30 protein-coding genes and 1 other RNA gene are annotated in these 22,530 nt (G+C 41.0%); 5 read left to right on the top strand and 26 right to left on the bottom strand.

What is annotated here, in order from left to right:
- Positions 1-8 precede the first annotated feature (8 nt).
- The 14 genes from AOX59_RS18790 to AOX59_RS18730 all read right to left on the bottom strand — a co-directional run bounded on the left by AOX59_RS18790 (position 9) and on the right by AOX59_RS18730 (position 6,423).
- Positions 9-527: a DUF669 domain-containing protein gene (locus AOX59_RS18790; protein ID WP_068447966.1), complete on the bottom strand. Its 519-nt coding sequence runs from the start codon at positions 525-527 to the stop codon at positions 9-11.
- 16 nt (positions 528-543) lie between these two features.
- Entirely contained in the window at positions 544-1,878 is a 1,335-nt protein-coding gene (locus AOX59_RS18785; RefSeq protein WP_082684271.1) for a DEAD/DEAH box helicase family protein, read from the bottom strand.
- The gene (locus tag AOX59_RS18780) at positions 1,875-2,570 is read right to left on the bottom strand and encodes an AAA family ATPase (RefSeq protein WP_068447964.1); all 696 of its coding nucleotides are present in this window, start codon (positions 2,568-2,570) and stop codon (positions 1,875-1,877) included. Before AOX59_RS18780 ends, AOX59_RS18785 begins: the two co-directional genes overlap by 4 nt.
- Entirely contained in the window at positions 2,567-3,100 is a 534-nt protein-coding gene (locus AOX59_RS18775) for a host-nuclease inhibitor Gam family protein (RefSeq protein WP_068447956.1), read from the bottom strand. Before AOX59_RS18775 ends, AOX59_RS18780 begins: the two co-directional genes overlap by 4 nt.
- Before the next feature lie 13 nt (positions 3,101-3,113).
- A complete protein-coding gene (locus AOX59_RS18770; RefSeq protein WP_068447954.1) occupies positions 3,114-3,374 on the bottom strand; it encodes a hypothetical protein in 261 nt (86 codons plus the stop codon).
- 66 nt (positions 3,375-3,440) lie between these two features.
- Positions 3,441-3,677: a hypothetical protein gene (locus AOX59_RS18765; RefSeq protein ID WP_068447952.1), complete on the bottom strand. Its 237-nt coding sequence runs from the start codon at positions 3,675-3,677 to the stop codon at positions 3,441-3,443.
- A 120-nt stretch (positions 3,678-3,797) separates the two neighbouring features.
- The gene (locus tag AOX59_RS19910) at positions 3,798-3,971 is read right to left on the bottom strand and encodes a hypothetical protein (protein WP_156418758.1); all 174 of its coding nucleotides are present in this window, start codon (positions 3,969-3,971) and stop codon (positions 3,798-3,800) included.
- 85 nt (positions 3,972-4,056) lie between these two features.
- Positions 4,057-4,287 (bottom strand): hypothetical protein, encoded by a 231-nt coding sequence (locus tag AOX59_RS18760; protein WP_068447950.1) that lies wholly within the window; start codon positions 4,285-4,287, stop codon positions 4,057-4,059.
- On the bottom strand, positions 4,288-4,533 hold the full coding sequence (locus AOX59_RS18755; RefSeq protein WP_068447948.1) for a hypothetical protein: 246 nt from the start codon (positions 4,531-4,533) through the stop codon (positions 4,288-4,290).
- Complete coding sequence (locus AOX59_RS18750) at positions 4,534-4,749, bottom strand: hypothetical protein (protein ID WP_068447947.1); 216 nt, start codon at positions 4,747-4,749, stop codon at positions 4,534-4,536.
- Between the two features lies 1 nt (position 4,750).
- Positions 4,751-5,062, bottom strand: coding sequence for a TM2 domain-containing protein (locus tag AOX59_RS18745; RefSeq protein ID WP_068447944.1), 312 nt, complete (start codon positions 5,060-5,062; stop codon positions 4,751-4,753).
- A 1-nt stretch (position 5,063) separates the two neighbouring features.
- Positions 5,064-5,285 carry a helix-turn-helix transcriptional regulator gene (locus AOX59_RS18740; RefSeq protein ID WP_068447942.1) on the bottom strand — a complete coding sequence of 74 codons (222 nt, stop codon included), beginning with the start codon at positions 5,283-5,285 and terminating at the stop codon, positions 5,064-5,066.
- On the bottom strand, positions 5,282-6,019 hold the full coding sequence (locus tag AOX59_RS18735) for a phage regulatory protein/antirepressor Ant (protein ID WP_068447940.1): 738 nt from the start codon (positions 6,017-6,019) through the stop codon (positions 5,282-5,284). Before AOX59_RS18735 ends, AOX59_RS18740 begins: the two co-directional genes overlap by 4 nt.
- Before the next feature lie 182 nt (positions 6,020-6,201).
- Positions 6,202-6,423 (bottom strand): helix-turn-helix transcriptional regulator, encoded by a 222-nt coding sequence (locus AOX59_RS18730; RefSeq protein WP_156418757.1) that lies wholly within the window; start codon positions 6,421-6,423, stop codon positions 6,202-6,204.
- 154 nt (positions 6,424-6,577) lie between these two features.
- Between AOX59_RS18730 and AOX59_RS18725 the strand changes: the two genes are divergently transcribed.
- Positions 6,578-6,976 carry a helix-turn-helix domain-containing protein gene (locus tag AOX59_RS18725; protein ID WP_237049328.1) on the top strand — a complete coding sequence of 133 codons (399 nt, stop codon included), beginning with the start codon at positions 6,578-6,580 and terminating at the stop codon, positions 6,974-6,976.
- On the opposite strand, the gene AOX59_RS20085 is transcribed toward AOX59_RS18725, so the two are convergent.
- Positions 6,973-7,122, bottom strand: coding sequence for a hypothetical protein (locus tag AOX59_RS20085; protein ID WP_169792838.1), 150 nt, complete (start codon positions 7,120-7,122; stop codon positions 6,973-6,975). The genes AOX59_RS18725 and AOX59_RS20085 overlap by 4 nt on opposite strands.
- 3 nt (positions 7,123-7,125) lie before the next feature.
- Between AOX59_RS20085 and AOX59_RS19390 the strand changes: the two genes are divergently transcribed.
- Together AOX59_RS19390 and AOX59_RS18720 are read left to right on the top strand one after the other, a co-directional pair.
- A complete protein-coding gene (locus AOX59_RS19390; protein ID WP_237049327.1) occupies positions 7,126-7,287 on the top strand; it encodes a helix-turn-helix transcriptional regulator in 162 nt (53 codons plus the stop codon).
- Positions 7,288-7,449: 162 nt separating this feature from the next.
- Positions 7,450-8,514, top strand: a complete 1,065-nt coding sequence (locus AOX59_RS18720; RefSeq protein WP_068447934.1) for a site-specific integrase — start codon at positions 7,450-7,452, stop codon at positions 8,512-8,514.
- A gap of 62 nt (positions 8,515-8,576) precedes the next feature.
- Here the strand turns inward: AOX59_RS18720 and ssrA are convergent.
- From ssrA to secG, 8 genes are all read right to left on the bottom strand, one after another.
- Positions 8,577-8,942: a transfer-messenger RNA gene (gene ssrA / locus AOX59_RS18715) on the bottom strand.
- 113 nt (positions 8,943-9,055) lie between these two features.
- Positions 9,056-9,523: an SsrA-binding protein SmpB gene (gene smpB, locus AOX59_RS18710; RefSeq protein ID WP_068447932.1), complete on the bottom strand. Its 468-nt coding sequence runs from the start codon at positions 9,521-9,523 to the stop codon at positions 9,056-9,058.
- 108 nt (positions 9,524-9,631) lie between these two features.
- Positions 9,632-10,360, bottom strand: a complete 729-nt coding sequence (locus tag AOX59_RS18705) for a hypothetical protein (protein ID WP_068447930.1) — start codon at positions 10,358-10,360, stop codon at positions 9,632-9,634.
- Complete coding sequence (locus tag AOX59_RS18700; RefSeq protein ID WP_068447928.1) at positions 10,353-10,913, bottom strand: RNA polymerase sigma factor; 561 nt, start codon at positions 10,911-10,913, stop codon at positions 10,353-10,355. The genes AOX59_RS18705 and AOX59_RS18700 overlap by 8 nt, the downstream gene beginning before the upstream one ends.
- Positions 10,914-11,659: 746 nt before the next feature.
- Positions 11,660-12,469 carry a zinc transporter ZupT gene (gene zupT / locus AOX59_RS18690; RefSeq protein ID WP_068447924.1) on the bottom strand — a complete coding sequence of 270 codons (810 nt, stop codon included), beginning with the start codon at positions 12,467-12,469 and terminating at the stop codon, positions 11,660-11,662.
- 168 nt (positions 12,470-12,637) lie between these two features.
- Positions 12,638-14,836 (bottom strand): ribonuclease R, encoded by a 2,199-nt coding sequence (gene rnr, locus AOX59_RS18685; RefSeq protein WP_068447922.1) that lies wholly within the window; start codon positions 14,834-14,836, stop codon positions 12,638-12,640.
- A gap of 50 nt (positions 14,837-14,886) precedes the next feature.
- On the bottom strand, positions 14,887-15,633 hold the full coding sequence (locus AOX59_RS18680) for an alpha/beta hydrolase (RefSeq protein ID WP_068447920.1): 747 nt from the start codon (positions 15,631-15,633) through the stop codon (positions 14,887-14,889).
- Positions 15,634-15,967: 334 nt separating this feature from the next.
- Complete coding sequence (gene secG / locus AOX59_RS18675; protein ID WP_068447918.1) at positions 15,968-16,201, bottom strand: preprotein translocase subunit SecG; 234 nt, start codon at positions 16,199-16,201, stop codon at positions 15,968-15,970.
- A gap of 181 nt (positions 16,202-16,382) precedes the next feature.
- Here secG and AOX59_RS18670 point away from each other — a divergent pair, with 181 nt between their 5' ends.
- Both AOX59_RS18670 and ptsP read left to right on the top strand, forming a co-directional pair.
- Positions 16,383-17,297, top strand: a complete 915-nt coding sequence (locus AOX59_RS18670) for an alpha/beta hydrolase (protein ID WP_237049326.1) — start codon at positions 16,383-16,385, stop codon at positions 17,295-17,297.
- 68 nt (positions 17,298-17,365) lie between these two features.
- Positions 17,366-19,072: a phosphoenolpyruvate--protein phosphotransferase gene (gene ptsP, locus AOX59_RS18665; RefSeq protein ID WP_068448467.1), complete on the top strand. Its 1,707-nt coding sequence runs from the start codon at positions 17,366-17,368 to the stop codon at positions 19,070-19,072.
- Between the two features lie 137 nt (positions 19,073-19,209).
- Here the strand turns inward: ptsP and AOX59_RS18660 are convergent, their stop codons facing one another.
- The 3 genes from AOX59_RS18660 to AOX59_RS18650 all read right to left on the bottom strand — a co-directional run bounded on the left by AOX59_RS18660 (position 19,210) and on the right by AOX59_RS18650 (position 22,413).
- Positions 19,210-19,797: a nitroreductase family protein gene (locus AOX59_RS18660; RefSeq protein WP_068447914.1), complete on the bottom strand. Its 588-nt coding sequence runs from the start codon at positions 19,795-19,797 to the stop codon at positions 19,210-19,212.
- 33 nt (positions 19,798-19,830) lie between these two features.
- Positions 19,831-20,799, bottom strand: a complete 969-nt coding sequence (locus tag AOX59_RS18655) for a nucleoside hydrolase (protein ID WP_068447912.1) — start codon at positions 20,797-20,799, stop codon at positions 19,831-19,833.
- Positions 20,800-20,943: 144 nt separating this feature from the next.
- Positions 20,944-22,413 (bottom strand): alkaline phosphatase family protein, encoded by a 1,470-nt coding sequence (locus tag AOX59_RS18650; protein ID WP_068447910.1) that lies wholly within the window; start codon positions 22,411-22,413, stop codon positions 20,944-20,946.
- Between the last annotated feature and the right edge of the window lie 117 nt (positions 22,414-22,530).

Genomic DNA, 22,530 nt, shown 5'->3' with positions numbered 1-22,530 from the left:
ATCGCTCCTTAAAATGGCAAATCTTCATCTTGTATATCAATTGGGCCACCATTACCTGTCAACGGCGCTCCACCTTTACCATCACCTTTAAACTGATGCTGGACATTCGGGTATTTCGTTTGATTCCACATCTTCACATTGAGGTTTTCGTATGTTTTTCCGTTATATTCGGATGTTTCATTTTTTGCGAAAACAAGGGCCGTTTTACCAACGAAATCATTAAGCAGCTCATCAAAGCTGTTATATGTTTTGCCATTTTCAAGCTGGCAAGCCTTACCGATGGTGTTAAATATGGTCATGTTATATTTTCCGGTTGCTTTTGCCTTGAAGTTTTTCTCGAAAATATGCATGTTCTTGCTTGGCTGGTCCAGATCGTTACGTATAATCAAATCAAATTCTGTGTATTCAGCTCCTGACGGTGTCGCATCTTCACTACAACGATTTACGATCACTTCATACCAACCGTCTTCTACCTTGCCGCCGTTACCTTCGTAAACGTTGTTAAAATCTAAATTAAATCCTGTCATTTAAATCTCTCCTTTTTTATAGATAACCTAATAATTTTCCTTGATGGTAAGCCCAACCAGGCTTATATCCACGATTCTTAGCTAACTCTGATAACTCTTTCATATTCTTGCAGTCCTTTGGTTCACGGTGATCTATCGTAAAACTAAAATCAGATTCCGTTACCTCCTGCAATTCTGCCGTTTCATCCACTTCATAATCTTTCTGTTCTTTAACCTCCGGCTGATGCCCACATTCTGGACACCATTTATGGTTAGGCGGATAAACCGCAAAACAGTTTTCACATTCCTTGATTGGAATTTCTTTCTCGCCGGATTCGGTTTTCTTACCCTCCAAGCTCCACTCTCGCTTATCATCGGGCAGACCGTGCCGTCTCACATTATCTACATGGTCAATGATGGTTGACGTTTTACCCGGTCTGTACCGCATCCCCCTCATGCTCTGCTGAATGAATAGAGAGAGTGACTGCGTGGGCCTTAGCATGATCACTGTGGAACAGTCCGGCACATCGAAACCCTCACCGATTAAATCAACGTTGCAGATAATTTTTATCTGACCTTCTCGGAATTTTTGGATAACATTATTCCGTTCATCTTTCGGTGTTTTTCCGTCAATATGTGCAGCAGGTATGCCTGACTGATTAAATTCATCTGAGACTTGTTTACTTGCTTCGACATTGTGGCAATACGCAATCGCCTGTTCACTGTCTGCCAGCTGCCGATAATGTTTAATCACATCACCGTAAATTGTTTTATCGTCCATTGCGTCATTGACCGATGTGGAGGAAAACTCCCGTAAACTGTTTAATTTCAACTTTTGCGTATCAATCAGCTTCGGCGCATAATATTTATAAGGTGATAAATATTGATTTTCGATAAGCCATTTTGCGTCAACTTCTTCAATCAAAACATCGTTCACATCACCTAACCCGGATCCATTCAGTCTGATAGGTGTTGCCGTAAACCCTAACCGCGGCACATCACTGAAATGTTCATAAATTTTGCGATAAGACTTAGCCAGCCCGTGATGATTTTCATCGGTTATGATTAGATCCGGCTTTCGCATTTTATCTAACCTGTGTACAACCGTCTGCACCATGCCAAACTGTACATTTGATAAATCCACATTATTGAATCGGAATGTTTCTTCAATCTGTTCAATCAACTCCCTCCGATGTACCAGGAATAAAACTCGATTGCCTTTTAGTGTCGTCATGCGGGCAATTTCTGAAATAATTACTGATTTTCCTGCTCCGCATGGCGCTACCACACACGGTGCTTTATATTTTCTTGCATAGGCTTGCCTTGTTTTATCGACAAGCGATTGCTGATAATCATGAAGTATGAAACTCACTCAGCATCACTCGCTGTTTCTTCACCAACTTTGAAAATATCTTCCTGCAAACAATGTTTGCGTTGGTCCAATTGATTCTTTGCAAAAATCGAATTACTTGGCTGTAATATAAACCCTCTGTTTTCAGTTCGATTGTTTATTGCCAGCTTGCTTACCACTTGGCATAACCCCATAAAATTATTGATTATCTTACTTCGTATATCCGGGAACGTCCGATTGAAAATTTGCCCGCCTTCTGTTTGAAATTCGTCCGTTGTTTCCCAAGCTAGATAAATAACTTTTTTATTTAATGAATTGATGAACCTCAAGCTATCAATGATGAAGAAATCTATCTGTTGATAATGTTGCATTTCCGGAACTCGATTGTTTTTTCCTTCGCGCCCTAAATTACCGAGCATAGATCGAAATAATTCAGAAACATTATCGAATACTAGATTGTCATATTTAGATAAATCGTTATCCGCTAACCATTTGATTAAATCTGTCCACGCGCTCCACGCATTGTGGGTGTCAAAATCGAGTATGTCTATATTTTTATTGCCTTTTAACGGATATTGTGTTTTGTCAATTGCAATATACAACGTTTTACCTTCCAGAAAATTGATTGTGTGTGTTTTTCCTGTTCCTGGTGGTGCATAAAGTAAATACGTCGCTCTGCTTTCCGATATATCTGCAGCACTCGTTATATTCACTCACTCACCACCTCGAATGTTTCGTCACGATGTTCAATCTCCACACCGTCAACAGCTTCACCCGTTTCGGTATTAATAAGCTTGTCCTCGTTGACAGTAAATGCTTTCTTAACCGCTGATTTATCCGGTGATTCTTTAACTTTGATTAAGTCATCACGTTCGGACTTTTTAAGATAATCAATCAGCTGATCGTCACTGTAATGAAACTTAGGCTGTTGCTTGCGGAAGCGAATCGCACCGTTTGGCAGTTTCATAGATTTAAACTTTGGATTTTCCGCGCGTTGTTTCATGGCGTATTTAGCAAGTAGGCCTTGAAAGTAATCAATAGATTGTTGCGCTTTATCATTCTCTTGATTTGCCCACGCTTCGATTTTTTCTGTTTCTGCTTCGGCTGTTGCGTTCACCTCGGATTGACGGTCCTTATATTGTCCGATTTTCCGTAAAGCCCAATTTGCTTTTTGATCGTCTGTAATCTCAAAACCTTCCTGGTTGGTTTGTTCTTGATTATCGAGAAATTCGTTAAGTTCCATGAATAATTACCTCCTACATAAAGTCAGATTGTTTATGACCAGCCTCTTTCATCTTCCGTTCATTCTCATCAGCCAAGGCCAATGACGGCTTATAAAATACCTTGTCCACGTCAGCAGCAAAGTCTTTTTCAAAATGATTGATGACAGCGTCCATCTGCGTCCATTTATCATCGTGACATTTATAGAATATGGCATAAGCAGCAAAGCCTAATGCGGTGTATGGTTGTCTGCCTTTAAAGCGTTGGTCGTCATACAATTTGATGAAATTGTTCAATATCATCCCTCCTGTTACAATGGATGTAAGTTTAATTTTGTTCAGTCCATCGTTTGCGGCGGTGGACTATTCTTTTATCCATATGATTTTCTTGCTTAAATCAAGGCGTAAACTACCTTTATTTACATCCTCGTTTTCTTCATACAGAGTGTGTTCTTTGGTATTAAAAACTGTATGGAAAGAACCTAGTTCATCAGAAAACACAACGTGACATAATTTGCCGCCAAGATCCCCGCCTTCGCTGTACCAATCAATCCCTGTTAAAAAGTATTCCTTGTTCCAAATTTGAATTTTTGCTCTCATTTTAAAACCTCCTATTTTCATATCCACAAATACATTACGTATGACAAAGCAAACGTTATTGTTAGCGCACCGGCAATGTTCCAAGAAAAATCGTTTATGTTGTACATTGGATCACTCCTTTCATGGCCTATATTTAATTACTTTGATTAACTCTATTTCGTGTTCAGGCACATAATAAAAATCTTGGTCACAAGCACCGCATCTATCATCAGTTATCATTACTTGTCCATCTGGCGTGATTAAAAAGTCATCAACATATCTTTCGTGTTTTTCATCCCATGCTTTGAATTCCATATTTACTCACTCCCCTTTCATATTGAGAAAATCACTATCGCCCAACTAACCAACGCCACAACCGGGAAAAACTTATCTGGATTGGTCAAAACCGGTGCCTCCTCATTTCCAAATCACCCTGACGATCAACCTCTTTCAGTAGCCGTTTAGCTTCCTCGTACATTTCAGCGTTACGTTGTTCAGTATCTAATCGCTCAACCGCATGTCGTGCGTTATTCAGATATGTGATAGTACCTTTGTAGTCATTTTCCATAAGCAGACCGACTGCTTGTGTGAGGTGCATGAATGCTTGTTTTTCTTCTGGTTTTACGGTCATTTATTTCACTCCCTTTAAATTACCGACTATATATCCATGGACTTTTTCCGCTTCTTTGTGATTCCAGTGGACAATCTGTTCTAGTATTTGTCCTCTTTCTTCTCCAAGCCATTCCCAAATTAAAGTTTCATACTGTAATCTGTAACCGCCCAATGGATGACTGGAAGGAACAGCGCCTGTTGTTATGCATTTATCACTCACAACTTCCCAACCGATGTTATAGCCTTTTGGCATAACGTCGAACATTCACTTGACCCCCTCAAAATTTCTAGACTTACTAACAATCCTGAACAGATGCATAATCCTCGGATTCTTTTGTTCAAACTCTGTATTCCTCAGCAACGGAATGCGGTACATTGCCTGCATGTCATCTAATAAGTTGTTCAGCCTGTTGGTGCGGGTTGGTTCTTCTGCTTGCAGGATGTCTAAATAACGGTTTTGGAATCGTTGTAATTCGGTCATCTTAAGCACCCCTATTAAACAATTTAATTTTGTTAATCAAACCCATTTCGATCTCAGCGTTTTTCTTTCTCAATCGCTTGCCAATAAGGAACACGTCAATGAGTGACCATATGCCGAATGTCGCCCAATTGAGGAAAAGCATTGCGATTGCATAGCCCGTGTCACCTACATAAAATCTGTGACCGCCTATGCCTCCCAAGAAAAACCACAATGTGTATGTGACCCATTTGGGCTTTTTAGCTTCCTCGAATTCACCTTCTAGTACTGCTAGTTCTTCTGTTGACATGCTTTGTTTTGCTTGAATGTTTTGCATGTTAATCAACCACCTTTAAATTTGTTTTTTCTTCCTGGAATAAATCATTCAACGTACATTCGAATATCTGTGCCAGCATACGAGCTTCTGTTAGGGTAAAGTCTTTCTTGCCGCGCTCTTTTTCGTGATAGGTCTGTGGATGTATGCCGAGTTTATTGGCAATGTCCTTTTGGTAAATGTCATGCTCGCGACGAGCGATATATAAATTTATATTTTTGGTCATGATGCGTCATCCTGTTCAATAACCGGAATGATCTCATGTTCCTTTAGCAATTCGTAAAGGAATAATCTACCTTTTTGCGTCCATTTCGTGTTCATTCTCACGTCCGGCGTCCCGTCTTTCTTAACAATGTCTACTGTATTTGAGTGAGTGTAACCTTTATCTTGATATTTTCTATATAGTAACCATTGTTCGCTTTGTTTATATTGAACGCCTAGACTGTGCAATTCTCTGTTCATTTTTTGTGCTGACATCCCGTAATCTTTAGCGATTTGACCAATAGTAACAAGACCTTTGTTTTTCAAAATTTTATCTGTGTAGTCAGCCTTTGGTCGCAACTCTTTATTTTGCTGAGTTAACATATTATTCTGCGTTTCTAACTTTTCGTTTTCTTCAACTTGGGTAACCAGTTGTATTAGGGCTTCTTTATAATTGCCTGGTAGTTTATTTGACCCACGTTCCAATTCGTCAATTCGTTTTATAACCTTACGTCTTGTTTTGGCATCATATTTTAAAGCTAACTGCATTGCTCCGTCTTTTCCGAACTCATAACACTCGTACCTTTTGCCGCGACTATTTGTATAGCTTGACTGCTCAAAAATGAGCTGTGAATTTTCTTCTCCAAGACTTCTGATTTCGTTACGAATGTCGCGCATTACATTTTTATGTTCCTTCTCTACAATTTCAGCAATATCCAAACTCGTCATTTTTACGCCGCTTGTCATTAATTCATTCATTTATTTTCCTCCTTCTCTCCCATCACCTCCCACAGATCAACAATCAAACATTCCGGCGTTAGCGGTATTTTTATTGGAATATGTAAGGCCCGCTTGTCGCTCACTGTCGAAAATGACAGGTTCTGGCGTACTCCGCTAGTTTGATTATTCATCTGTGGGGTGATGGTGATTTTTATTTTTAACTATTCAACTTCACGTAACATGAAGTCATCGTATAAAAAAATTTCTTCAATCGGCTTTTTGAACATTTTACTAATGATAAACATTTCATTCATTTTGAATTGAGTTACGCCATTTTCTTTATTAATGTACGTTCTAACGTCAATATTGAGCAAATTTGCCATTCTCGTCTGACTGTAGTTAAAATATCGCCTAATAGCCGCCAATTCCTTTTGCTGTCGCACTTTCACACCCCATTTCTTAACTTGATTAACTTCATATTACATGAAATAATTTCAAGTGTCAACACTTAAATTTCATTTTACGTGATATTTTTTGCATAAACTTCATGAAACGGTATATACTATAGATACAATCAAATATTTGGAAGGAGAATTTATGATGACTGAAAGAGAATTGGCCGAATACGTCGGACAGAGAATTAAAGAAGAACGAAAGAAAAAGGGAATAACCCAAAAAGAATTAGGTGTAATGATTGGGGTTAAGCACAATACAATTTCATCATATGAAGCAGGCACAAACGCACCAGAACAAAACGCTATTTTTAAAATAGCTAGAGCGTTGGACGTTTCTACAGATGACCTGTTTCCAGAAAAAGAAAACGCAACAGATGAATTAGACCGTGCCTTGAGAATGGCGAACAATCTCAACCTAAAAGATGCGGAATTTCTCAATCAACTCATAGAGAAAACCCTCACCATGACTGATGAGGAAAGGGAAAAATTTCTAGAAAGCCTTAAATTCACAGTAGAGTATTATAATAAAATGAACGATTAATCTTTACGAATAATTTCAACAAAATCAACAAGCAGCTTTAAAACATCATCAGTCACAACATCACCGCCTTTGCTGTAATAAATAAATAATGAGGTGTCTGTTTGGCTTATAAAGTCGGTAGATGCCTGCTCCGTTATCGTTTGCAAGAAATGGATATGACGCAGCTGGAATTAGCTGAATTGATGGACGTTAGAGTGCAGCAGATTAATAAATATGTATTGAATAAACAGCTAATGTCCTTGCAAGTTGCTTATAATATTGCATCTATCCTCGATTGTCATATAGAAGACTTGTACGAATGGAGCAGGTAACAGCGAGTAGCCTCGGCTACTCACCGGCTTTATTCAGCCGAACGGCTTAATGAAATAATAACACACTGTAATAAAAATGTAATGTGTTTGAATAATTTATAAATATAGTATATCATATCCAGAACAAATGTTCTAGCATTAGTTAAAAAAAGGAGGAAAACCATGCCCATCTATAAAGACAAACAACGCGGCACATACTATCTAATCACGCGCATAAATGGAAAACAGGTTAAACGGCGGGGATTTAAGACAAAGAAGGAAGCTAAACAGACAGAAGCGCAACTTATGTTAGATGCTGATAATATGAGTGAGGAAAACCCTTCTTTTGAACATATGGCCAATGAGTACCTTGAATGGTACAAGCGCCGGAGGAAAGAATCATCTTATAATAAAACAAAGAGCATTATTGACACACATTTAATTCCAAGAATCGGTGATAAAAAAATAAATGATATTAAAGCCAGACGAATTACAAAAATGCAGGATGATCTGATTGATGAGTTTGCGCCCGGTCACGTTAAAAAGATACATCAGGTATTATCGGCCGTCTTTAACTTTGCAATTAAACAGGAGTACACGAACGATAATCCGGCCCGACGTGCAGGAAATGTGGATATAGAAGAAGAAAAACATATTAATTATTGGACGCTGGACGAGTTTAAACAGTTTATGGCCGTTGTGGATGACAGTCTTTATTACGTATTATTCATGGTGCTTTATTATAGTGGTATGCGTAAAGGTGAGGCGCTAGCCCTCACATGGCATGATGTGGATTTTGATACCAATACCCTTAATGTCGATAAAACAGCCTATAATCGGACTGTAACAACCACGAAAACGGCTGCATCCAAACGGTCTATTCTCATGACACAGCATGTCATGAATTTATTGGCTGAATTTAAATTGGAGCGAAAGCCCAAACAGGGTTATGTCATATTCGGTGAGTTTTATAAGCACATCTCCACAACGTCACTGGATCGGTATTATGATTATTACGTTAAACAGTCGGGCGTTAAGAAAATACGTATACATGATTTAAGGCACTCGCACGCATCATATTTAATTAATAAAGGCACGATTGCATCATTAGTGGCTGCACGATTAGGACATAAAGATGTGGCAACAACATTAAACACGTATTCGCATTTATATCCAAGCACAGAAAAAGAAGTCATCTCCCAAATGGAAAATGACTTCAAGCCAGCGAAAATTTATGATTTTAAATAAAATGTTACCACGATTGTTACCGGAGATTTTAAAATGCTGTCACACCAATGCTTGTTATGTATTGGTGGAGACGGTGGGAATCGAACCCACGTCCAGAGATATCGCCACTCAGACATCTACACGCATAGTTGACATATTATCATTCGCGTACCGTTCAGCCTGCCAACGGGCTTACCGGCAGCTAGTCTGATTGTGTTCTGCCGTCATCCTCAGACGGTGGACGACGGAATAGCCCGCTTCATTTGAGACCCTTCAATCTGCCACACGGGCGATAGCAGGAAGGATCGCTTCAGTCAGTGCTTAGGCAGCTGCTAAAGCAGGAGTTTCTTGTTTTTCGCCGTTTATATTTAGCGAGTAACGTTTTACGAGCCGTAACCTCGACGCGCAGTCTGAGCTCAATCTATCCCTGTCGAATCCGTAACGTCCCCATGAAAATAAAATGGAGAATACGCTTGGATAGAACGAGCGCTATTCATTTATCTGTCATTACGACACTTATGATTATAACAAAGATGCCACAAAAGTCAAGGACAAGCGAGGGTTACTGCAGGCTTTCCTTAACAGCACGATCAGCATCACGCTTCATTTGCTTCCGCTTCAAATCTTCACGTTTATCATATTTCTTTTTACCTCTACCGAGACCGATCAACACTTTGGCCACGCCGTTTTTAATATACACCTTCAGCGGCACCAGAGAATAGCCTTTCTGTTGTATCAGGCCGACGAGCTTGTCGATTTCTTTCCGATGAAGCAGCAGTTTACGCGAACGGGTCGGATCATGATTGAACCGGTTCCCCTGCTCATACGGCGCAATATGCATATTAACAAGCTGCATTTCACCGCGGTGATCGATTCGTGCGTGCGAATCCTTCAAATTAATCCGTCCTGCACGGATCGACTTAATTTCCGTTCCCCGCAGTACAAGCCCTGCTTCATACGTTTCTTCTATAAAAAAATCATGTCTTGCTTTTTTATTTTGAGCGATTGTCTTCCCATTACCTCTTGGCATACGTGCGTCCTCCTACTACTTCCATGACATTAATTCTAACAGAAAACACCCGTTATGCCAATCGTCAATGGGACATAAGGGACAGACACCGCGCCCCCCCATATATATTCAACTGTCTGATTTTAAAGCCTGTGATAGACCCTCGTCATCCAAGTATTCCATATTACCGATTTTACCATCTTTCATGTGTGCATTACCGGTTACTTCAGCTTCATTTTTTTCTCCGTCATCTTTTTGATATTGTACTGTTACGGAGAAATCATAGATGTTTTCATTATTTTCACTCTGATCGATGCTAATATCGGCAACTTCCAGCCTATAACCATTCTCATGTGCGGATGTCTGAAATCCCATCGCATATTTACCGATAAAATCGCTGTACATGTTTTCGGTGAAATGATCTTTATACTTTTCATTTAAATAGGATTCTAATTCAGTGTTTGTTTGCTTTTCCTCATCTGATGATTCTACACCTTTTCCGATAATGGTCATATTTTCAGGTGCATTCAATAATTGAATTAATTCCTCATCAGGCCCTGTGAATTGCGTTTCAAGGACTTTTCGAATCGTGGCAACAATTTCATTCGAAGGGGCGCTTTCGTTCGCCATCTGCTTATCATTTCCTAAAAACAGACCGCTAGTTGAAGAAAGAAAGAGTAACGATATAATGATTAAACTGGTAAGGGTTCCGATATATACCCAAAGTTTTGGATGTCTTCGTTTGCTCTTTGATCGGTCAATTCTCTGCATAATTGCTGATTTATCCGTTCTGGAAGGCATCTTGTCAATTGAGGATCGCAAGTGGTTCATTTTAGTTTCCAACTGCTTATCATCCATGTGAAATACCTCCTTCATTCTGCTGATCTGTCAGTAAATTTTTCAATTTATTCTTACCGCGTAACATCCTGACTTTAACCGTCGATAACTTGACACCTGTAACTTGGGATATCTCGTCATACGATAAATCATGAAAGTAATAAAGAACAATCGGGATTCTGTATTTTTTGTCCAATTGCTGAATGCATGAATATAAAATTTGATCCTCTTCATTTTTCAGTATTTGGGATTCCACACTATTATTAGAATGGATTAAGTCTTTACCGGCGTGTTTGATACGCGAAAATTTGTTGAACCAGCTTGTTTGTTTTCTGTGATAGTCCCGCACAACATTCAAAGTTACTTTATATAGCCAAGAAGTGAATGATTTTCCGTCAAATTGATCTAAAAATCTGTAAATGCGTATAAATACTTCCTGCGTAACATCAGGAACATCATGATAGGTAACGCCTATTTGAAAAGCAAAGCGTTCAACGGTGGGGCTGTAGTAATCGATCAGCTTATTGAATGACAATGTATCCCCGGATCTGCTTGCTTCAATCAAATCATCCATTAATTCCCCTCCTTCATCTTTCTATAAGTATAACGCAACAATTTTGAAAAAAGTTACATTTTTGGTTTTACCACTGGGGCTAAATTCATTCTCAGGAAGAGAAGCGGCTCAGCTATTTATACGCTTAAATTAAGGTTATTTTTATAAACTTTTTGCTTTTTAACCTTCGCAATTTTCATAAACTGCGACGTAGTGCTATGTTGATTTCCGTTCCAGGCAGTCGCTTTCCGCGGGCAACGCTTCAGCCTCCTCGGAAGAAAACCGCTTCCTGTGGGGTCTTCAGCTGTTGCTTTTCCCGCAGGAGTCGACTGCCTTCCACTCCAATCAACATTCACAAGTGAGGTTTGGTTCAGCACCAAAAAAATGAGATTATAAAGCGCACCACCAGCGAAGGAAATACACGAAGACTCCAGCGGGAACAAAGGTATCGGTGAGACCCCGCAGAACGGAGTTCGAGGAGGCTCACCAGCCGCCCGCGGAAAGCGAAGTGTATTTCCGGAGCGTCTATAAGCACTTAAGATTAATCAGAATAAGAGGAGATCTCACTGCGAATTTTCACTGTGTCGCAGTTTACATCTAGTGCGGGGCAGATAACAACAATCTATGCGAAAACAGCCTAAATTAACAAAAATGAGGTCTCCCGATTGGGAAGACCTCATTTGTAGATTTTGACCCGGTAACTGTACGCTTGTCCAACAAATAAAGCCTGAAGTTATAACCAGTATACTTCAGGATCTTCATTGAAATTATAAAAACAACAGAAGACTTAGTGCCATGACAGCCATTCCACCTATCAGTCCGTAAATCGAGACGTGAGCTTCATCGTACTTTTGGGCCGCGGGCAACAATTCATCGAGTGAGATGAATACCATAATTCCGGCGACCGCGGCAAAGATAACGCCAAACATGACATCATTCAAAAATGGCATCAATAAAAGGAATCCTACGATTGCACCGACCGGTTCGGCAATACCGGATAAAAATGACAGCCGGAATGCTTTGCGACGGTCGTTAGTCGCATAATAAATCGGCACTGATACGGCAATACCCTCAGGAATATTGTGGATAGCGACGGCTAATGCAATAGCCACACCAAGTGCCGGGTCCTGCAATGCGGACATAAACGTTGCAATACCTTCGGGGAAATTATGAATACCGATGGCCAATGCTGTAAACGTCCCCATTTTTAACAAATCTGGATCATTTACTTTCGTTCCGTTTTTTCTCATATCTTCAACTTTTTTCATTTCATGGGGATTGGATTGCTTTGGGATGAATCGGTCGATTAAAGCAATCAGCAATATCCCGCCAAAAAAGCCACCGACAGTCAGCCAGCTGCCATTTTCCTCACCCATTACACCGACCAAAGCCTCCTGCGCCTTCGGGAATATATCGACCATAGAAACATAGATCATAACCCCAGCTGAAAAGCCAAGCGCAAACGATAAAAACTTTGTATTAGTTGTTTTGGCAAAAAAAGCCAAAATACTTCCAATCCCGGTTGCCAAACCGGCAAACAACGTCAGTAAAAATGCAAGAATAACTTCTTGTGACATAGTCCATTCACCTTCTTTGTTGTCCTCATTAACAATTGTTGGTCAGAGGAAACTTTTGCAGACACAGTTACATTCTATTCCTCAAAAACTAAAAATGCAACTAACTTTTTATAAAAAATAAAAAGACTAATATGATGCACCGAATCGCATCACATTAGCCTCTCCTTTTCACTGTTCTTTTTTAGCTTTTTTTGCTTTTATCTTTTTCTTGTTCTTATTTTTCTTTGGCGGCTGTTTGGTTTTGACGAGCTCAAAATCAACAACACGTTCTTCAACATTCACTTTAACAACGCGCACATCGATTTCTTCACCGATTCGGTATATATTGCCCGTGCGTTCGCCAATCATCGCCTGGCTTCGTGTATCATAATGATAATAATCATCCGTCAGATAGCTGACATGGATCAGACCTTCAATTGTATTTTCAAGCTCAACAAACAAGCCGAAATTGGTGATCGAACTGATGACACCGGTATATTCTTCGCCGATTTTATCCTGCATAAACTCTGCCTTTTTCAAGTCATCGGTCTCGCGCTCGGCATCAACGGCTGTCCGTTCCATTTCCGATGAATGTCGGGCGATATCCGGCATGCGTTCTTTCCAGTGTTCGGTTGTCTTTGAATCCAATTGCTTATCGATCAGATAGGTTCTAATCAAGCGGTGCACCGTTAAATCGGGATAACGGCGGATTGGTGATGTGAAATGCGTATAGAAATCAGTTGCCAGTCCAAAGTGACCGACACTCCCGGGATCGTATTTTGCCTGCTGCATTGAACGCAGCATCAGTTTGGAAACAATCATTTCTTCCGGCTTACCCTTCACTTCTTCAATAACTTTCTGCAGAGCTGATGGATGAATTTCATTTGCTGTCCCTTTTACCACATAACCAAGTCCCGCAATGAATTCGAAAAAGTGCTGGAGTTTGCTTTCATCGGGATCCTGGTGAATTCGGTGTATAAACGGAACGTCCATCCAATGAAAATGCTCGGCAACCGTTTCGTTTGCTGCCAACATGAATTCCTCAATCAGCCGTTCGCCAACTGACCGTTCTCTTAACACAACATCTTCCGGTTTGCCAGTCTCATCGACAAGTACTTCGGCTTCCTTGAAATCAAAGTCGATGGCACCACGATCCATGCGTTTTTGACGCAATACCTGAGCTAGTCTTTCCATATTTTCAAACATTGGAACTAACGGCTCATATCGTTCTCGCAGTGTCTCGTCCTTCTCAGTTAAGATTTTATTCACATCATGATAGGTCATCCGTTCATTCGTCTTAATCACACTTTGGAAAATGTCGTGGTTCACCACTTCGCCTTTCATATTGATCTCCATTTCACAACTAAGCGTCAGCCTGTCCACTTGTGGATTCAACGAGCAAATGCCATTTGATAATCGATGCGGAATCATAGGAATGACCCGGTCCACCAGATATACACTGGTTGCACGCTCGAATGCTTCCTGATCAATAGGAGAATTTTCTTCCACATAATAACTCACATCAGCAATATAAACACCAAGTTTATAATTGCCGTTGTCTAATTGTTTAACGGAAATCGCATCGTCCAAATCCTTAGCATCCGCACCGTCAATTGTGACAATTTGCTCCTCGCGCAAGTCACGTCGGTTTTCCATTTCAGATGGGTCAATTTCATCAGGTGTGTTGGCTGCCTGATTCAATACCTCTTCCGGAAAATCGACTTTGATCCCATGTTTATGGATAATTGAAATGATATCAATACCAGGATCATTTTTATGACCGAGGATATGAACAATTTCACCTTCAGCACTCATCCGGCCTTCCGGATATTTCGTAATATATGCGATAACCTTGTGACCGCTTACTGCGCCGCCGGTCATGCTTTTTGGAATAAAGATATCATTTGGTATCCGTTTATCATCGGCTATAACAAAGCCGAATGACTTATTATCCTCAAACGTGCCGACAACCTGATGTGTGGCACGTTCCAAAATACGGATAACCGTTCCTTCAGGTCTGTTTCCATCAGCATTTTGCTTTTCAATCCGAGCCATAACCTTATCGTTATTCATAGCTGATCCCAAATCAGAGTGATGGATATATATATCTGCGCGCGCCTCATCATCCGGGATCAAAAAGGCAAATCCTTTGGCATGCATCTGAACACGGCCGCGCACAAGATTCATCTTCTCCGGCAGACCGAAACGGTTTTTACGTGTGCGAACGAGTTCACCTGACTCTTCAAGGGTATTCAGGGCTTTCACCAATTCTTTGAATTCAACGGCATCTTCAAGCCTAAGTGCTTCTTCCAGCTCATTCACTGCCAGTGGCTTCTCACTATGATCATTAAAGTAATCTCGTAAACGCTCCTGCATATTTTCGTACATAGTTTCACCTGCTTTCTATGGGTATTATTAACATTTTTGTCTGTTTATAATCATTCACTCCAGTCAAGCGACTCTAAAAATTGGTAAACATCCTCAAAAAGCTGTTCTTTTTCCTTGCCCATTGTAATCACATGGCCGGACTCTTCATACCATTTGATATCCTTTTGATCTGCTTCGACATTTTCATAAATATAGTTGGCGCTGTCGGTGTTAATCATTTCATCCTGACGTGCCTGAACAACGAATGTCGGCGTGTAAATCGTGTCAATATTCTGGTTGACCTCATTTATTAAGTCGGCCAGATCGGCAAACATGTCCTGGGAATTATCAACAAGTTCCTGGACTTCATTTTGAATGGTGTCTTTATCTTTCCCTTCCAGCTGTTTGAATTCACGTGCTTTAAATTTATACCCTTTCGTGAGTTCCTCTTCATTGTCAAAAAACATTGGAGCACACATCGGGATAACACCTTTGACCGTTTCAGTATACGTTAATTTCAGGCTCAGTACACCGCCGAGAGACAGACCTGCAATCGCTATCTCCTCATAGCCGAGCTCTTTCAGATGATTGAAAGCATTCGTCACATCTTCCCACCATTCATCTGCGCTTGCCTTCACAAGTTCCTCGGGCTCTTTTCCATGACCACGGTAGATCGGTGCGTGGCTTGTATAGCCTTTTTTCTCCAAAAAACGCCCCAGCATTCTTACATCTGCTGAATGCCCGGTAAACCCGTGCAGCAAAAGTACCGCACGCGGTCCTGCTTCAAATGTAAATGGTTCCGGCAATTTGATTTTCATTATTGGGTCATCTCCTTCTATCATTTCAACTGCATATACTATACCTTACCCGATTATCCCGTTTCTGAAAATAAAATGCTCTTCAGCACAGTGAATTCGTTCATTTTTCCACTGAAACAACAAAGCTGTTTATCAAAAGGCAGCTGAAGACCTGAGCAGGAAGCGCTTTTTCCTTCCGAGGAGACTGAAGCGTTGCCCTAAGGTGCGCGACTGCCCGGAACGGAAATCAACATAGCACTTACGTCGCATTTTATATCAACTGCGAAAGGGAAAGAGTAAATAAAAAAGCCTAAAACAAAACCCTTATCACTTAATTTGCGATAAGGGTCTGTTATTACTGCAAAATATATGCACTCAGAAATGCCAGGGCAAAGAACAGAACACCGGTAACAATCGTTGCCCGATGCAGAAACAATTCTGCTCCGCGTGCTTTTTGTTTACCGAACAGCTGCTCAGCACCGCCCGAAATCGCTCCGGAAAGCCCTGCGCTTTTTCCTGATTGCAATAAAATCAATACAACCATAATTATGGCATTAATCAATAATGCTATATGAACGACAGTTTCCATTTTAAACCGCACCTCCAGTTACCAACGCTATATACCTACACGTTACTTTAGCACAATATTGTCTTATGCCGCAAGTTGTCATCAGCATAACTTTGGACGTTTTCTATGTTTCATCTTATCATAGATCTTAGATTATAGTATAGATAGAACGGATGAAGACAAATTGGAAAACTCTTTTTGGATGATGCGTCCTGGAAACGTTAAAATTCATGTGAAAAAGTGGGAGCCTCAGGCCTCCATGAATATAGAGCCGAAAGCCATCGTTCAAATCGCTCATGGAATGATTGAACATATCGGACGCTATCATGAATTTGCTGACTTTTTAGTTGATCATAATATTTTGGTATATGGAAATGACCACAGGGGCCACGGGCTGACTGGAGAAAAACAAGGCCAGCTCGGTTATTTGGCAGATGAAAATGGGTTTGAAAAAATGACGGACGATATGGTTGCCCTTACAAACCAAATTAAACAAGATTATCCGGATACGCCATTATTTTTGCTGGGACATAGTATGGGATCTTTCCTGGCAAGACATTATATCCAGGAACATAGCCACTTGATTAAAGGTGCTATTTTATCAGGGACAGGCTATTACTCATGGCTCAGCACGACGACTGCAATGAAAATAGCTGAAGCATTGCCGCCAAAGGAAAAATCGCCACTCATGAATACACTTGTTTTTTCCGCCTATAACAAACGCATTCAAAATAAGACAACAGATTTTGACTGGCTGACTGGTGATGAAAAGAGCGTCCAATCTTACATGGATGACCCTTATTGCGGATTCATTCCGACTGCAGGGTTTTTCAAAGATTTAATGACAGGACTATCAATTATTCACAATCACAAAAATAACCGGCACATACGTTCAGATTTGCCGATGCTCATTATCAGCGGCGCAGAAGATCCTGTCGGCAACTATACAAAAGGCGTCTGGAAAACAGCTGAAATTTATAATAAAGCAGGGCTTGATCATGTGATGACCATGCTGATGGACAATGGCCGGCACGAATTATTAAATGAGCAAAATCGGGATGACATTTACCAAATACTATTGAACTGGATAGCAGGATTGAAAAGGAAGAATGCTTGATTTGGAGGAGCGTATACGTGTAAAATGAAGCACGGAGCAAATTTATAGTGAAGGGTTGGTTAAAGTTTATGATTCAAGGAATTGCGGCATCTAGTGGCATAGCAATCGCTAAAGCGTATCAACTTGTTACACCGGAATTAACGTATGAAAAAAAATCTATCGATAATCCAAATACAGAGATCGAACGCTTGGAGAAAGCGCTTGAAACAGCAAAACAAGAGCTTGAAAAGATTCGGGAACATACGAAAAAAGAAATGGGAGATGAACACGCTCAAATTTTTTCCGCTCATTTGCTCGTTCTGGATGACCCGGAACTGGTTAACCCAATAAAGGATAAAATAACTGGCGAAAATGTCATGGCTGAGGCTGCTTTGGAAGAAACAACCAATATGTTCATCGATATGTTCAAAAACATGGATAATGAATACATGCGTGAACGTGCTGCCGATATCCAGGACGTTGCCAAACGCGTGCTGGCCCATCTGCTCGGTGTTACAGTACCGAATCCGGCTCTGATTGATGAAGAGGTCATCGTTATCGCCAACGACTTAACACCATCCGATACGGCACAGTTGAACAGACAATTTGTTCTTGGCTTTGCAACAGATATTGGAGGCAGGACATCACACTCAGCGATTATGGCACGATCAATGGAAATCCCTGCTGTTGTTGGGACCAAAGAAATAACAGATGCTGTAAAACAGGATGATATGGTTATCGTGGATGGCATTGAAGGGAATGTCATCGTTAATCCTTCTGAAGATGAGATAGCGGTATATAAAGAAAAACAAGCAAACTTCGAAAAGCAGAAAGAAGAATGGGCTAAACTAAAAGACGAGCCAACAATCACGGCTGATAAAGAACAAGTTGAACTGGCAGCAAACATCGGCACGCCTGATGATGTTGATGGCGTGATTGCAAATGGCGGTGAGGGCGTTGGCTTATATCGCACTGAATTTTTATACATGGGAAAAAGCCAGCTGCCGACAGAAGACGAACAGTACGATGCCTACAAAAAAGTGCTTGAAAAAATGGAAGACAAGCCGGTTGTTGTCCGTACGCTTGATGTTGGCGGCGACAAAGAAATAAGCTATCTTGACTTGCCTGAGGAATTAAATCCATTTTTAGGCTTCCGGGCCATCCGCTTCTGCCTGGAAAACGAGGACGTGTTCCGCACACAATTACGCGCGTTACTCAGAGCCAGTGTGCATGGCAATTTGAAAATCATGTTCCCGATGATTGCAACACTTGAGGAATTCCGGCAGGCCAAAGGAATCCTGCTCGATGAAAAACAAAACTTAAAAAATGAAGACAAAAGCGTATCTGATAACATCGAAGTCGGTATTATGGTAGAGATCCCATCAACTGCTGTGATTGCCAAACAATTTGCCAAAGAAGTCGATTTCTTCAGCATCGGCACCAATGATCTGATTCAGTATACAATGGCAGCTGACAGGATGAATGAACGTGTATCCTACCTGTATCAGCCATACCATCCCGCGATTCTGAATTTAATCAGCACAGTCATTGACGCGGCACATGCAGAAGGCAAATGGACCGGCATGTGCGGTGAAATGGCAGGAGACTCGATTGCCATTCCGGCACTTCTCGGCCTGGGTCTTGACGAATTCAGCATGAGCTCCACTTCCATTCTGCCGGCACGCACACAACTCCGTGGCCTGTCGAAGGAAAAAATGGCTTCATATAAAGACAAGCTGTTATCAATGGGAAGCACAGAAGAAGTCATCGAATTTGTAAAAGAAAAAACCGAATGACAATGTTAAAAGTCCGGAATCTTTTAAGGTTCCGGACTTTTGTATCTTGATGCGCCCATGTTCCTGTTCTCCCGCTCATGTCTCTGCTCTCGAGCCCATGTTCCTGCTTCTCCTTTAGCGGTTTAATTCTATTATTCTCACTCCGATATAAACTCAAGCTTATCACCGATCGGCGTTCTCCCTTTATCACGCGGGATTTTTTCCGGATAGCCGATTTGCATGACAGCTGCAATTTTATCAGATGACGAATCTAACCCAATTTCCTCAGCAAATCCTTTATCATGCATATAGGGCGTGATGGTCCAGAGCATTCCGATACCATACGCCCACGCAGCGAGCTGGGCGTTTTGAATGAATGCACAAACAGCAGCATATTCTTCCTCATATCGGACGTGATCCGTTTCTTCTTTAAAATAAATCAATGCATGATGCGGAATCTGCAATAAAAATTGCTTCATGGACCCGATCATTTTTTGTGTCTTATCATCATCACTCGTTTTCAGCATGCCGATGCGTTGATAGCTTGCGATGATAGCATCAACAAAATTCTGCTTGCCACCCTTCTCATACAGTTTTATTTGCCACGGTTCTTTCATATAATGCGTCGGTGCATATGACCCGTAAGTTAAAATTTCCCGCAATGTGGCATGGTCTATTTCGTCATGTTTAAAGTTGTGAATGGACCGGCGTGCTTTGATGGCTGTTAATAGATCGATTGGAATCACCTCGTATAACGCTCTTACAATCTATTATGCCATTCAATGAAATACCTGCCCAGTCATAATCGACATAAATTTGTTGTAAAATTTACGGTAATCAAGCTCCAGTGCAATGCGGTGAGACTTCTCGGCTCCGTTTTCAGACTCCTGCTGATCCACATACGGTCTGATATCAGCAATGCTTTGCCCTCTTTCCACCCCATTTACACCTTGGATAATTTCAACCGGCAAATATCTGAACATAAACATGTCTTCATCAATAGTTGCCATCAGCGTTACAACATCGTGCAGGGGACTTCCCTGTATTCTCGGATTTCGCTGTTTATAAAATTGATAATAATAGTCCAAAAGCGGTTTTATAATTTTCGCCAAACCCACTCTGTTGATGTAATCGACCATCTCGGGCGTCGCCATTGCCTGTTGGGTTACATTGAGCGGGATAATTGTTACATCCGGTGCATTATTCAAAACCAGCTGTGCGGCAATCGGATCACCATGAAAATTGGCTTCCGAGAGCGGCGTTGCATTCCCCGGAACCCAGAATGCCCCGCCCATCATATAAATATGACGCACATTTTCCATAACAGATGGATACAAAATAAACATCGTGGCAAGCGACGTCAGCCTTCCGATATTTACAATCACCAATTCCTGGTCTTGATACCGATTAATAATTTCAACCACTTCAAAGAAATTTTCAACGACACCTTCCTCGTTCAAAAGTGGTGGCTCGATCGGTCCAAGCCCGTATTCGCCATGAATTTCGGGAACAAATTTTGGATTTTCACCAGTCATCGGTTTCTCAGCACCTAAGATAACCTCTATCGATGGATCGATATCAAACAATTCTCTGACGTAATTAACATTTGCCAGTGCCTTTTCCCTTGGTATGTTTCCATAATTAGCCACTACACCAACAATATCAATTGCGTCGTCAAAATAGCCATAGATCAAGGCTACCGTATCGTCAATGCCAATATCACCGAATACCAGCACCTTTTTCACCACATAAATCCTCTCCAAAATTGGAAATCATTACCTTGTTAACATTATTCGTTGATGTATTTGTCCTATACCAACTAAATAACACCTTTATGAAACTTCACTTGTCAGCAGCATCAGAAAGGTGTCGTGTCAATGTTTTTATCATTTTTACCGATCAAGCAGCTCCAGCAGAAAAGATTTCATATCGACAAACCGCGGGTATTTTGGCTTTATGGCGGTCCCTGCAATCAAAAGAGGTACCAACGTTTCCTGCTTGTGCAATGAACCATGTGCAGCACCGCCAAGATGAAATGGTGTCGATTGTGCTTTAAATTCACATCCGGGTTTTGCATTAACGACAATGAAACGGCCCGACTGAGAATGCAACGCACCGTAAATACGGGCTAATCCATCCGGATAATCATCATAGGAAATGTTGTTGTCACTTGAAAGCGTTAAATCCAATAGTTCAGGATTTCCTTCCATATGCCATGTTTGCTGGTACATATCTGAGTATTCGCCGCCCGGACTAAAGTGCAATGAACCATGTCTCATGCCTGATTCGATATTGACACCGTCCTCACTTTTCCAGGCGATGATATCAATCCGCGCATCTTTCTTCAGCTTTTCGGTAACAGTAGAGACCGGTAACGTATCATCAAGAATATAAATATAGGCCATGCGCTGGTTCACACTGAGGACAACCTGATCTTTTTTTCGAATAGGACGCTGAATTCGTGCGATACGCTGTTTTTTCAGTATTTTGCGGAGATCAATCACAAAGTCACGGTACCTGGAACCCATCGGCGCATGACCGTTATCACCCATAACCATCCATACATTCTGATTCAGTGCTTCCTCCCAGCTCGAGTACAAATTGAGCGTTTTTTGAATTTGGCGGTCAATTTTAGATATTCCCTTTATATCCATTGGTCCTTTAAAATGAATGCGGAAATCCAAGTCCTGAAAAATACAAAACGTAAAGCCGGGTAGTTTACGACGGTGGATTAAATGACGCAGCTCCCGGGCTGTGTATTTATAATTTCCGGCTGCAATTTGTGTTGCCACACCTCGTTTACGCAGTTTGGAAAAAACACCTAAAGAAAAAATCGATGGAGCTTCCGCTGTCCACTGACCGTCTTTAAAACGGGTCAACCCCCGAAGCAACCCTGGAACTTGCAGCTTTTGCGGTGTGTTCCCGCGATAGACAAAAGAATTAATCGAAGCAGAATGAATTCCCTTATCTGCCAGTTCTTCATAAATCGTTCTGACGTTCTCGCTCAAATGTTGATTATTCAGACGATAAAGCATGTTATGGACTGATTTTCTGAGCCCTGATTTATTCGTCTCCCTGAATCCTGTCCCATAGTTAATAATCTCATTTTTAGAAGTATCGAACCAGTTTAAACCGGGAATTTGGTGCTGATCAGCATAAGTGCCTGTCAGAAGACTGCTGTCAATCGTCACTGACATTGTAGGGAAGGAGCTGACCATGTGGGAAATATAGCGGCCATTTTCCATTAAAAACTTCAAGGCCGGTGCTTTTCCGGTTTGCACAGCTATTTCCAGCGGTTCAGGCATCAATGAATCGATATTTAATAGAATGACCGGTTTTAGCGGTTTAACATTTTGATCCACGCTATTTCATCCTCACTGTATGTAATAGACCCTCCCCCAAGAAGTCACTCTTTCTTATTACTGTCCAATTCATTTTGACCTATTCTTGAAATATTTGACCTTAGCTGATGACAGTTA

It is taken from the genome of Lentibacillus amyloliquefaciens, from assembly GCF_001307805.1.
Taxonomy (GTDB): Bacteria; Bacillota; Bacilli; order Bacillales; family Amphibacillaceae; genus Lentibacillus; species Lentibacillus amyloliquefaciens.
Note: the sequence above shows the minus strand (reverse complement) of the source record. Positions and strands in the feature narration are given on the sequence as shown.